This window comes from Bacillus sp. BC08, assembly GCF_054326875.1.
Genome location: NZ_JBTGPA010000035.1, coordinates 798399 through 811527, shown reverse-complemented (window position 1 = coordinate 811527; position 13129 = coordinate 798399). Strand labels below are relative to the sequence as shown.

The 13129-nt window shown below is 33.6% G+C and carries 12 protein-coding genes and 1 riboswitch; of the genes, 6 read left to right on the top strand and 6 right to left on the bottom strand.

Annotated features, from left to right (window positions below):
- Nucleotides 1-211: 211 nt before the first annotated feature.
- Nucleotides 212-976 (bottom strand): 2,4-dienoyl-CoA reductase, encoded by a 765-nt coding sequence (gene fadH / locus ACXVYO_RS22425; protein WP_000660897.1) that lies wholly within the window; start codon nucleotides 974-976, stop codon nucleotides 212-214.
- Nucleotides 977-1219: 243 nt separating this feature from the next.
- Between fadH and ACXVYO_RS22420 the strand changes: the two genes are divergently transcribed.
- Nucleotides 1220-2080 (top strand): metallophosphoesterase, encoded by an 861-nt coding sequence (locus ACXVYO_RS22420; protein ID WP_458468526.1) that lies wholly within the window; start codon nucleotides 1220-1222, stop codon nucleotides 2078-2080.
- A gap of 94 nt (nucleotides 2081-2174) precedes the next feature.
- A complete protein-coding gene (locus ACXVYO_RS22415) occupies nucleotides 2175-2411 on the top strand; it encodes a hypothetical protein (protein ID WP_061678291.1) in 237 nt (78 codons plus the stop codon).
- A 173-nt stretch (nucleotides 2412-2584) separates the two neighbouring features.
- On the opposite strand, the gene ACXVYO_RS22410 is transcribed toward ACXVYO_RS22415, so the two are convergent.
- A complete protein-coding gene (locus ACXVYO_RS22410) occupies nucleotides 2585-4693 on the bottom strand; it encodes a polyphosphate kinase (protein ID WP_458468525.1) in 2109 nt (702 codons plus the stop codon).
- A gap of 108 nt (nucleotides 4694-4801) precedes the next feature.
- Nucleotides 4802-6340: an exopolyphosphatase gene (gene ppx / locus ACXVYO_RS22405; protein WP_458468524.1), complete on the bottom strand. Its 1539-nt coding sequence runs from the start codon at nucleotides 6338-6340 to the stop codon at nucleotides 4802-4804.
- A gap of 177 nt (nucleotides 6341-6517) precedes the next feature.
- On the opposite strand from ppx, the gene ACXVYO_RS22400 reads away from it, so the two are divergent.
- A complete protein-coding gene (locus ACXVYO_RS22400) occupies nucleotides 6518-6976 on the top strand; it encodes a YkyB family protein (RefSeq protein WP_000804861.1) in 459 nt (152 codons plus the stop codon).
- Between the two features lie 31 nt (nucleotides 6977-7007).
- Here the strand turns inward: ACXVYO_RS22400 and ACXVYO_RS22395 are convergent, their stop codons facing one another.
- Nucleotides 7008-7670, bottom strand: coding sequence for a YkyA family protein (locus ACXVYO_RS22395; RefSeq protein WP_458468523.1), 663 nt, complete (start codon nucleotides 7668-7670; stop codon nucleotides 7008-7010).
- A 659-nt stretch (nucleotides 7671-8329) separates the two neighbouring features.
- Complete coding sequence (locus ACXVYO_RS22390; RefSeq protein ID WP_458468522.1) at nucleotides 8330-8971, bottom strand: diguanylate cyclase domain-containing protein; 642 nt, start codon at nucleotides 8969-8971, stop codon at nucleotides 8330-8332.
- Nucleotides 8972-9135: 164 nt separating this feature from the next.
- On the opposite strand from ACXVYO_RS22390, the gene ACXVYO_RS22385 reads away from it, so the two are divergent.
- Nucleotides 9136-9369 (top strand): SPP1 phage holin family protein, encoded by a 234-nt coding sequence (locus tag ACXVYO_RS22385; RefSeq protein WP_458468521.1) that lies wholly within the window; start codon nucleotides 9136-9138, stop codon nucleotides 9367-9369.
- A 32-nt stretch (nucleotides 9370-9401) separates the two neighbouring features.
- Here the strand turns inward: ACXVYO_RS22385 and ACXVYO_RS22380 are convergent, their stop codons facing one another.
- Nucleotides 9402-9902, bottom strand: coding sequence for a hypothetical protein (locus ACXVYO_RS22380; protein WP_458468520.1), 501 nt, complete (start codon nucleotides 9900-9902; stop codon nucleotides 9402-9404).
- Between the two features lie 421 nt (nucleotides 9903-10323).
- Here ACXVYO_RS22380 and ACXVYO_RS22375 point away from each other — a divergent pair, with 421 nt between their 5' ends.
- Nucleotides 10324-11871 carry an MDR family MFS transporter gene (locus ACXVYO_RS22375; RefSeq protein WP_441397971.1) on the top strand — a complete coding sequence of 516 codons (1548 nt, stop codon included), beginning with the start codon at nucleotides 10324-10326 and terminating at the stop codon, nucleotides 11869-11871.
- A 90-nt stretch (nucleotides 11872-11961) separates the two neighbouring features.
- The gene (locus ACXVYO_RS22370) at nucleotides 11962-12519 is read left to right on the top strand and encodes a PadR family transcriptional regulator (protein ID WP_458468519.1); all 558 of its coding nucleotides are present in this window, start codon (nucleotides 11962-11964) and stop codon (nucleotides 12517-12519) included.
- A gap of 337 nt (nucleotides 12520-12856) precedes the next feature.
- A riboswitch (cobalamin riboswitch) is annotated at nucleotides 12857-13044 on the top strand.
- The last annotated feature ends 85 nt before the right edge of the window (nucleotides 13045-13129 follow it).

Below are 13129 nucleotides of genomic sequence, written 5' to 3'. Positions count from 1 at the left end.
TACGGAAAAATAATAAAAAATCCCTTCAGTTTTCCTGAAGGGATTAGAGGGGTAAAATGCTAAGGGGAATTAGCAATTCTACTATGAAGAAAAAAGAGGTCTTAAATATAACGTATATATGACCTCTTGTAAACACCTTTCTTTCACATGTCACAATTCCGTCACATTTAACCATAGAAAATGAATCAAACATTCATTTTTCTTATCCCTTTTAAAATGGATATTGATGTAAATGTTGTCCTCCATCCATTGTCATGCAAGTTCCATTTATGTAAGCAGCTTCATCTGAACATAAATAATAAGCTAGACCTGCGATTTCTTCTGGCGTACCCAGCCTTCCAAGTGGAACACTTTGTATCGTACGCTTAGCCATTTCTTCTGAAATCCATAATTTATCAGCACCGCCCGTACGTTCAATTGGTCCTGGCGCGATAGCATTTACTCGTATTCCATATTTACGTCCCCACTCAACAGCAAGCGTCTTCGTCATGGCTAATACTCCAGCCTTCGCTGCAGCCGAATGAATAACTCCTGGACCTGCATCCCATGCATATGTTGCTACCATGTTAATGATATTCCCTTTTATACCTTTTTCAATCCAATATTTTCCGACAGCCTGGCTACAGTAAAATGTACCATTTAACACAATATTAATGACCGAATTCCAGCCATTTACGGATAAATCTTCTGCTGGACAAATAAAGTTTCCAGCTGCATTATTTATTAAAATATCAATTCGTCCAAACTTCTCATCAATCTGTTCAATCATTTTCTGAATATCATCCGTATTCCTTACATCCATTTGTACAGGTAATATTTGTCCTGGAAATTGTTCAATTTCCAACTTTGTTTCCTCTAGTTTTTCCTTTGTACGTCCTGTAATAACAACTCGTGCCCCTTCTTTTGCAAAACGAATCGCCATTCCTTTTCCCATTCCGCTTGATCCACCTGTTATAATAACTACCTTTTCTTTCACATACATCCCCTCCCAAAAATGAATACACATTCATTTTATCATTTTATTTAATAGAAATCTTTATATTTTTAAACTTTTCTGATATTTTAACGTAAAGAGGTTTCTTTTTATTTGTTTTTTTGTAATCTATATTACTTTTTTATGATTTAAAATATCTTTCAAATAAACTGAAAGGAGATTTGAGTAACCTGTAAATGTAACGAACACATGTAATATAAGTCAAATAGGTATACTCATATTTTTATGAAGAAAATTACTAGAAGAGATTTTTTAAAAGTCGGCATGCGCACTTGTCTATATTCATTTATAACCACTAGCATCGGATACTATTACGCTAAATATATTGAGCCTCACTTACTCTCTTTTACAGAGCATACACTTACATCACAACTCATACCCAAAAGTTTTCATGGTATGAAGATTCTTCAATTTAGCGATTTACATCTCGGATACTATTTCTCTCTCCAACATTTATCTCAAATCGTTTCTAAAATTAATGCTGTAAAACCCGACATTGTTCTTTTTACTGGTGATCTCATTGATAATTATCAAACATATACTGACACCCCTTTCGTTGCATCCATTTTAAAAAATATACAAGCACCCTTCGGTAAATTTTCTATTTATGGTAACCATGATCACGGTGGATATGGAACGGAATACTACGAACACATCATGCGTGAATCAGGATTTGAACTATTACTAAATAGCGAAAAGAAAATTCGTCTACTGGATAATAGCGAAATTTCAATTTTCGGTCTTGATGATATCCTCCTAGGCAAACCCAAAATAAGGGAGACACTACAGCACGCAAAGGAAAACACTTATAACATCGTTCTTGTTCACGAACCAGATATTGCACCTCAGATTGCTACATATCCAGTTAACTTGCAACTTTCTGGTCATAGCCATGGCGGACAAGTACAAATTCCTTTTGTAGGCGCTATTATTACCCCATCACTTGCTAAAAACTATGTTGAAGGCTTCTATACGATTCAAGACTTAGCTCTCTATGTCAATCGAGGCCTTGGAAGAACACGTGTCCCATTCCGATTTATGTCAAAACCTGAAATTACGATTTTCACGCTCCAACATCCGCAATAATTCGCCTATTTTCTTACATATCCTTTCTTGTACGCGCTCATCCACGTTTCATTTACCATATGATAAAAGTGAGTCCAATAAAGGAGGTTTGTTCATGTATCCATATTATCAACCAATCCCAGTCCGTTCAGCACCTATTGGTCCAGTAGGCGACTCACGCTTCTTTCCGTTTTTTGGCGTCCCATTTCTAGCTGGCATTGCTGGTGGACTGCTCGGCGGAGCATTGGCTTTCGGTCCTAGACCGTATTACCCACCATATCCACCACCTTTCCCACCGCCAACACCTTTCCCTTGTTATGGTGGACCTTGTCAACAACCATACTATTATTAATGTACTGTAACAATTCTACCAATGTTATTCCCTCTCTTGATCAATCCATGATCTATTAACATGCTTACAATAAAAACTATTCTCTCTACAGATTCTTCTATTTAGAGAACATATAATAAGTAGAGAACAAAGTAAAAAACCTCTTAAAAAAGAGGTTTTTTACTTTGTTCTCATTATTCAGCATCCGTATTTTGATACGCCATCTTAAACAACTTCACTTGGCTATCAATCTCTTCTGCCCCATTATTAATAACATAATAATAGTCACCGTCTTTATTTTGTTCACGCGTTTTCACATTATCAGCTAATGTAAGCTGTAAAATCGCCTTAATTCTCGCCTTCATTTCAATATCTAATATCGGGAAAGATATTTCTACTCGCTTCTCCATATTTCGTGTCATCCAGTCAGCTGAAGATAAGTATATTTTCTCTTCTCCATTATGGTGGAAATAATAAATTCTACTATGTTCTAAGTATCTCCCAACAACACTAACGACACGAATATTTTCACTTACATTTGGAATACCAGGCCTTAAACAACATGTTCCTCGAACGATGAGTTCTACCTTTACTCCAGCTTGTGATGCTTCATACATTTTTTTTATTAACGGTTTATCTGTTAATGAATTCATCTTGGCAATAATATATCCATTTCCATATTGCCTATGATAACGGATTTCTTCATCTATTAAATCCATAAATTGCTCTCTTATATCAAATGGCGCAACTGATAAATGATGAAAATGTGGCTTTGTTGTATAACCGCTCAAATAATTAAAGAAATTTGTTGCATCGACCCCAAAGTCTTTTCGTGATGTAATATACCCGAAATCAGTATATAACTTTGCTGTTGCATCATTATAATTTCCAGTCCCGAGATGTACGAACCTTTCGATTTTTCCGTTTTTTCTTCTTACAACTAGCGTAATTTTACTATGTGTTTTCAAATGACTTACACCGTAAATAACGTGACAGCCTGCCTTTTCTAATTCTTTAGCCCAATGCACATTATTTTCTTCATCAAATCTTGCCTTTAACTCAACTAATACCGTCACTTGCTTTCCTTTTTCAGCTGCTACTTTTAACGCCTGAATAATCGGCGAATCCCCGCTTACTCGATATAATGTTTGTTTGATTGCAAGTACATTCGGATCGTCTGCCGCATCACGGACAAAATCAACTACTGGCTGAAACGATTCAAAGGGATGATGTAATAAAATATCATGCTCAATTACTTTTTCAAATACATCCTCCGCATCCCCTAAGTCTTGAGGTCTTTGGGGAATAAGAGCCGGATATACTAGATGTTCATATAAAGGAGCTAGTTTTTTATATAAAGAAAATAGACATGTTAAATCTAGCGGTCCATCCATTATATACACATCTTCATCTTTTACTTCCAACACCTCATATAATAATGCTAATACTCTTTCATCAATATGCTCTTTGCCAACTTCTAAACGTACAGCAGCTCCCCACTTACGCTTCTTTAATTCTTTTTCAATTACCTTTAATAAATCCCTCGCACCTTCTTCATGAATTGTTAAATCCGCATTGCGTGTAATGCGGAAACGAGTAACAGATGATACATTATATCCTGTAAATAATTTATGAGTAAAACCACTAATTACATCTTCTAATAAAATAAATTTATGCTTTTGCCCTTCACTCGGTAAAAATATGAAACGTTCGAGTAATGAAGGAACTTGTACAATTCCTAGCTTCGTGCGGTTTTCTTCCTCCACTTGTTTTTCATCATATAAAAGAGTAGCTAAATTCAAACTTTTATTTAATAACATTGGAAATGGACGATATGCATCGATAGCTACAGGTGTTAAGACTGGGAAAATTTGCTCATCAAAATACTCTTCTATAAATTCTCTCTGTTCTTTCGTCAAATCATGGAATGTTAAACGCTCAATTCCTTCTAGCTCCAGCGCTGGTAATACATAATTTTTAAACGTATCATATTGTACAGTCATTAATTCATGGGCCTTTATCGCAATTTTGTTTAATTGCTTTTTTGGTGTTAAGCCAGCCTTATTTTCTGGTTGGTTAAACCCAGCACTCACTTGATCCTTCAATCCTGCCACGCGTACCATAAAGAATTCATCTAAATTCGAGCTGAAAATGCTAATAAACTTTAATCTTTCCAAGAGCGGATTCGTTTCATCCTGTGCTTCTTGCAGTACACGTTCATTAAATGCTAGCCAACTTAATTCTCGATTATTGTAATAAGCTGTATCATTTAAATTAACTATATTCCCCTTCGACATTTCCATCCTCTTCACACTTCCCCTTGAAACTTTTTTACTATAATTTAGTTACTTTCATTTTAGCAAATTACAATATTCCAAAGTGTTAATTTTTTGTAAAGACATCCGTACAACTTAACAGTTTGATTCGAAGGATAAGTGAATAGTCGTTTTCAACACTCTTTCCAGCTGCTTTTTTTGCTTTTCAGCTTGCACTTTTTCCGCTAATGCCGATTGCTCACATACAATTTTAAATGTTAATCCGTCTTTACTATCTGTTATAGATATCGATTCAACAAGCGATCTTTGTCTTATATTTAGAGCTGCTGAAAATTGTAAAACAGCCCCTAATAAACGAATTTTTTTTTGTTCATTTTTATCAAACCATCCTTCAAATGGGGACAAGTGTTGTTTGAATAACATTTTTGATTTATAAGACGCAATAAGCGCTAATCTAACTCGCTCTTTATGCATCATACCATCAATTGTTTTATTCGCTAATAAATAAAACGTATGTAAGCGGCTCGCTTCTTCGTCTATATATTTACCTATATTAAATACTTTCGCCGCTTGATGGAATACTTCCCAGTCTTTTACTGACATAGAAATTAGCCCTGTTTCCTCAAGCTGTTGACAAATCAATCTTCCATGTTTAATAAGCTGAATTACAAATTCTATATCCATTTCATATTCATGTGATAATAAATGCAAACTTTCTTCGACTACGTTCGGATAATATGAAATCCCCAAATCTTTTGTCAACTCTTCATAGAAAACACCTTCTCGTAACCCTTTTCTACTTAATACAAATGCCGGTGCCCCTATAACGTTAACAAGCGTATGAAAAACTTCGACTGCTGGAATAATTGTATCTGCTCGATCTTTTGCCAATCCTTCCAATTTTTGAAGTTCTATGAACGGCAATGCTTCCAATTCTTCTTTCACATTTTTAATATCTTCTTCTTTCATTTTATATAAATGTACCCCTGCTATAGGATAACAAATTAAATTTTGATGGATTTTCACTAAGTTCCTCGCACTACCACCAATTGCAATAAGAGGCAAATTCTTATCAATTAACCATGGTAATGTTCGAAATTGATATGCTAAGTACGTTTGAATCTTTTCCAACTCATCTTCAGTAGGTATATCCTCTTTAATAAATTGTTGCTTTAAAGAAAGTGCTCCAAAAGGAAAGCTATGGTACTTTAAAATCTCTCTATTTCGAAAGTATGTAACTTCCGTACTTCCTCCACCAATATCTACTGTAATTCCTTCAGAGAACGAAGTTGAATTCATAACTGCTAAATAGCCGTAACGTGCTTCTTCATATTCTGATAATACTCTAAGAGTAAAGTCTGTTTGTCCTTCAACAAGTTTTTTAATTGCCTCTTGATTCTCAGCCTGTCTAATTGTTGCTGTTGCAACACAAAGTACATGATGCAACTGGTGGAATCGTGTACTTTCTTGAAATTGAAATAATGTTTGTAACAATACCTCTATTCCTTCTTCAATCAACACACCATCGATTAAGTAATTCCTTAACCGAGCAACCACTTTCGTATTTTCAATTTCTTTATAAAAACCTCCATTTTGTCTTTCATAAATAACTAAACGCATTGTATTAGATCCAATATCTATAATGGCATATTGCTGTTTTAATATTTCTTTCAAACTTCTCACTCTTTCATTATCAAATTTCTAAAGCACATTCTATTACTATTATACAAAATAGTTGTTTTTTGTAACAATATTGCTTTAATATTGAAAATATATACAATCACTTTTTGCATATAATAAAAATCTATTTTATTTATGTTATAATAATGAAAAATTGAAAGGAGATTCCATATGAAACCTTCACAACCACAATCTCAATTACAAAACCAACATTCTATTAATCGACTAGCTCAATCTATTTTCGTTGTGAATCGTCATGCTAAAGCTGCAACTAATCCGAAGTATTTATATTGGTTAAAAAAGACGGCTTTAGAACGCTTAATTGCTGAAAAAAAAGCTATTAAAGAAGGATTACATTTTTCTAGAAATCCACGCTTTAGCCAACAACAATCGGATGTTCTTATCCGTTTAGGTGATTATTTTTTCCATATTCCTCCTACAAAAGAAGATTTTCGAATCCTACCACATCTTGGTCATCTTGAATCCTCCTATCGAAATCCGAAAACAAACTTATCTTTAACAGTAGCAAAAAAGACACTTCAAGATTATATTGGTCCTGAAGCACTGAAACAAGAGAAAAAATTAAGTGAACCTGTCCCATGGTATAGTCGTACTTATACAAAAAAATAAAACAGTTTGGCCAATTGTAGGCCAAACTGTTTTATTTTTTCTCTTCTTTAATTTTAATATTTGCTTGTTTATAAAAAGCTATTTTTTCTGTATTATAAGATTTCGTAAATTCATTAAACTTGTCTTTTTCTGATTCAATATCTTTATAAGATTGATTTACTACTTTTACTTTTTCACTAATATCTTTTAATTTTGTACCTTTATCTTGTAGCATTGTATATAATTCTTTTTCTTGTTTTAACGATTTACTATAGCTATCATACATCTTGTTAAATGAATCATGCCGTTTCTCATATGTGCTTTTCACTTTATCTGCTTGTTCTTTCAATTTCTTATCTTCAATTTTCTTCACATATTTATCCGCTGATTTCACTTCTTCTTGTGCCTTATTTAAAGATTCTTTTTCTTTTGTAAGCACTTTTTCTCGTTCATCTGTATTTTTCACTGCTTGATTCAGTTTTTCCTTAACAGTTTGATTATTATCTTTTCCCTCTTGAACAATCTGGTTATATAATTCTTGTCCCTCTTTCTCTAAAGTTTCAAGTTTTTTTGCATCTTCAAACATTGTTTTTTCTTGCTTTGCAGCATTTTCAAACGCAACATATAATTCCTCTTCTGGTTTCGGCCCGAAACAACCGGCTAATAAAGTCATTGATAATGCAGTTACAATTGCTAATTTACTATACTTCAACATCTTTTCCTCCTACTTATATACGATCATCGTGTAAAAAGCTATGAAAATTATATACCCTTCTATAAACTCCACACTCGCACCTTTTTTACGAAAATCATTGATATTATTTATTAATGCTTGTCAAATTGTATTACTTGAAATTGCATTTTACGCCTTTGAGCTCAATAGCAATTTCGTATCCATCTTTACATATACTTTTACTTGGCACTTTTTAAAACTTGTTCATACTATGTATTACATAAAAGTACAACGGAATTCATCACAGCCATAATAATTTGAAGAACAACAGTAATAATTCACCTGATAAAAGATGTTCGTTGTTCTCTCACGTCTATCATTCTATCATTCCCTTTCCGCTTTCTATCAAATAATTTCTTTGTTCATTTTACACAGTTTAAATGCTGTCTTGCAACAACTTACAGTTATTCTTATTATCCCCTAAAAAGGAAAAGTGTAGAGCATGTTTTCCTCTACACTTTTAAAATGAAACACATTGTGCAAAATGCATTGACACATCCATCATAATTATATGCTTATTCCATATATTTTTAAAGACTTTTATTACAATAAAAGTTCTTTTTGTAATAAAAGTCAAAAAAATGTTACATTTAAAACTTCTTTATATCATATTTCTTCAAATCAAAGTTTCACTCATTTTCTTACAAACCCCTATGTTGATACAATTGATTTTGTGCCTTTCTTAACAATTCTTCAAAAGTTTTTCCTTCTATTGGATAACTAGCAGCTCCAAATAATAGGGTTATACTTAACAAGCCATTTTCTATTTCGCTTTCAATACTTTTCAGTAATCGGTTTGTTATTGTCGACTTTTCATGTCCGTTATCAATCGCCACAATAACATACTTATTTTCATCCCACTTAGTAACGACATCTCCTTTACGAATTGTCTTTACAATCGTACTCTCCAATTTTTGTACTAACACCTCCAATTTTTTTTCTTGCACTGTTTCTTTTAGTCCTTTCCATTCTTTCACAGAAAGAATGTACACTGTAATATTATGAGAATCCCGCTCTGATAAAGCTGCTACTTTCTCAAAGAAATCAACTACAAAATCATTACTTGCCATTCCTCCTACTTCCGTATCCAGACGCCCACTCGCTCTTTTATCATACCAATGTCCAAAATAATAGCTGAGTATCATTTGCAATATATAAATAATAAAGACGGTATAAAATGATCGCGAATCCATTTTTGTAATTACATCCTGAAGCGCAATCCATTCTGTAACTGCCACTGTATTCCCAAGTAATAATCCACTAATTTTCCCTTTATGTTTCATACTTTCCCTCCCTTCTATACCAATATATGTTTCTATAACAATTATGTTTTTCTACAAAATAAAAAATGTACATATTGAGTGTACATTTCCGCTTAAGCTTGTCTACCATTTCTATTCTATTTCATATATATACTATATATCGTTTTTAGGAAGAGGTGATCTGTATGCCACAAAAAGAAAATCTATCAGATATTATACGTTTACTAGCCGGGTTTCTATTATCATTAAAATTACTGTTTAATTCTTTCGGAGTGAACTTTATTACCAACGATCAAATAGACGCTATTGTAAATGTTGCTTCCTTTCTTTTCATCCTATATTTTGGTTATAAAAATAATTATGTAGGAAAAAAAGGAATCGAGCAAAAAAAAGTACTCAAAAAACACAACCTCCATTAAAAAAAGGAACCTTTCGTACAGGTTCCTTTTTATCATTGCCGCACTACAACTTCATTTGTTTGCAGTGGACCATATGATACTCCTTTATATTGAAATGTATATGTAGCCTGAAATAATGCGTTTTTAAGTGCTTTATCTTTATTTGCTTTTATTTTACAAATTAGTTCTACTTTCTCATCCGGTAACAAATTATCAATCCGCCACCTTACAAGCTGGAACAGGAACTCACTCATCCCCTTATCAGCCTTTAATGAGTTTGGAATATAGGCAAAATAATCTCGAATCATATGACTTACTACAACTCGTGAAATCATTTCCATTCCTTTATTTTCAACTTCCATTCGAATAATAAGTATGTCATTTACATCATAGGTCAGTTCATATGAAAATTTTTCTTTATACATACTACGGATTTGCAATGTAACTGCTACATTAGGACATTCGTTTTCCTTTTTTGAGCCATCAATCCATAACACCGGTTGTAGCGGTATTGAACCCCTTCCTTGATCCGAAATTCGTTTCCATATTTTCATAATAATATTCACCCCATTTCAGATGCATCATATCCATACGACCTTATTCTGCCTCTCTACACCATATTAATAAAGCTAGTTACAAACGATATATAGTTATTACTCTTCCTTTTATCCTATTCGACAATATTAAGAAAAAACCATTTTTCCTCTGTTAACAGACGGTATTCTTACTGAAATATTTTTTTACAATTTCCTTCATTGACTTTATACCAATATTAAGTATTACTCACTCTTTCACAGTCCATACAACAGAATATTTTGACGGAAGAAAAAGTTTGCCTTTTAGTCAAATTTGACTATAATATTCTTTATGGCTTGTGCACTTGTGTAAATTGATTTGAAAGAACTATACTTTATATTTCTATGCGCTGCACTCGAAACTTAATATAGTTTACTTATTATTAAAGGAGGGTTATATTTGGAATCTCAATTATCAAAAAAAGACTCCAACAATACAAAATTTGTTGTTGCAGGTTTATTACTTGGTATTTTAATGGCGGCAATGGATAATACAATCGTTGCAACAGCAATGGCAACAATTGTTGGAGACCTAGGAGGATTTGACAAGTTCGTTTGGGTTACATCTGCATATATGGTAGCAACAATGGCCGGGATGCCTATCTTCGGAAAACTTTCTGATATGTACGGTCGGAAAAGATTTTATATTGGTGGTCTTATTCTTTTCTTATTCGGTTCTGCACTTTGCGGAACAGCATCTAGTATTGAGCAACTAAGTATTTATAGAGCAATTCAAGGAATCGGTGGCGGTGCTCTTATGCCTATCGCCTTCACAATTATGTACGATATATTCCCACCAGAAAAGCGCGGAAAAATGACAGGGCTATTCGGTGCGGTTTTCGGGACATCTAGTGTATTCGGTCCTTTATTAGGTGCTTATATTACAGACTATATAAGTTGGCATTGGGTCTTCTATATTAATATTCCATTAGGACTTATCTCCTTCTTCTTCATTACTAAATACTACAGTGAATCTCTAGAGTTTAGAAAACAAAAAATCGATTGGGCTGGCGCTATTACACTTGTTATTAGTATCGTTTGCTTAATGTTTGCCTTAGAACTTGGTGGTAAAGAATATGCATGGAATTCCACTGTAATTATCGGTTTATTTACAACAGTTGTGATTATGCTTATTATTTTCTTCTTCGTAGAACGAAAAGCAACTGAGCCTATTATTTCTTTCCACCTATTTAAAAAACCTTTATTCGCAGCTAGCCAAGGCGTTGCCTTTTTCTATGGTGCCGCTTTTATCATCTGTACAGTTTATATTCCAATCTTCGTTCAAGGTGTTCTCGGCGGTTCAGCCTCAAATGCTGGATTAATTTTAACACCTATGATGGTTGGCTCTGTAATTGGAAGTCAAACAGGTGGACAGTTAGCTTCTCGAACAAGTTATCGTAACATCATGATGGTATCTGGTGTTTTCTTCGTAATTGGTATTTATTTACTAAGCACTTTAACAATGGATACACCTCGTCTACTTGTAACGCTATTTATGGTTCTCACTGGACTTGGAGTTGGTTTCTCGTTCTCAGTTTTAAGTATGTCTTCTATCCACAAGCTAGAAATGCGAGACCGTGGTTCTGCTACATCAACAAACTCATTCTTCCGTTCACTCGGTATGACTCTTGGTGTAACGATTTTCGGTACCATTCAAAACCATATTTTTACTACTAAATTAAACACTGTGTTCCCTCCTGAACTAGCTAAATTAGCTCCAAAAGGTGGAGACACAAGTTTCTTATTATCACAAGGTGCTACCGAGAAGATTCCAGCGGAAATATTAACTGGTATTAAAGATGCTCTCGCTACCTCTATTGCCAGTACATTCTTCTGGGCACTTATCCCGGCTGTACTAAGTATTATTTGTATTTTACTTATGGGAAATGAACGCCTCTTTACAGGACCAAAAACGAAACAAAAACAAAAACAAAAGCAAGTAAGTTAGTATAGAAAAAAGAAACGGCATACCCTTTATGAAAAAGGGTATGCCGTTTATAATATGTATAAAGTTTTTATTTATAGGAGTTGAGACAGCATGAGCATGAAATTAGTCATTCTCGGCTTGCTACTCGAAGGAGATAAACATCCATATGAAGTGCAACACATCATGAAAGAAAGACAAATGGATTGTTATATTAAATATGCAAAAGGATCACTTTACTACGCCTTCGAGCAATTAGAAAAGCAAGGTGCAATTCGTATTACAACTATTGTTCGAGATACGAATAGACCAGATAAAACAATCTTTCACATAACAGAAGAAGGTAAACACTTATTTCACAAGTTACTATTAAAACAATTCGAGGCAAAAAATCAAATATATAAACCAATTTATTCGGCACTCTCTTTCGCTCATTTTAGTGATGACCAAGAGTTAGTTCCGATTTTAGAAAAAAAGAAAAATGATACCGTTCAATATTTACATAAAATGCAAACTATTTATGATTGTAGCAAAGGACAAATTCCACGTGCACAACTATATATTTTACAGAGCGTTATTGAACATATTACAGTTGAATTGCAATGGTTAAATACCCTCCTTACAGATGCATTTGCAGGACGCCTTTCGGAAATTGATATAGATGAAGGGTAAATTTGTAAAGAAGAAACTGTAAAAGACAATAAAGTTATTTCATTTTAAAACCTCAAACAAGCATCCCCCGTTCTAATTTAAAACGGGGGATGCTTGTTTTATTTTCGACATAAGATGGACCGATTGCTACATAACATAACTGACATCTTCTCTCTGTTCAGGTACTCTCTTCTTTATAAGTTTAATCGCACTTCATTTCAATTCTGTCCACTTTAAAATTCAGAAAAATCCTAATAATTAAAATAAAAAACTTTAGAATTTTCTTATTTTAAAACAGTAGACAAAATTCCAAAAATTGTGTTAGAATTTGTTTCAATATCATATCGCTTGTTAACTTCCTTTCAAAAGGAAAATAGGTACACGAAAATTTCGTTTCGTGTTTAAAAGGGAAGATTGGTGAAACTCCAACACGGTCCCGCCACTGTAAATGCTGAGATTTCTTTTTAGTGCCACTGTGAAAACGGGAAGGTGAAAGAAATTATATGAAGCATAAGTCAGGAGACCTGCCTGTTTTAACAACACTGATAGATTCACGGATGATGATGAGGTGTTAAAACAAAAAGGAAGGCTTATTCTCTATGCCTTTATACTTTTTGTTATAGGTATTTCC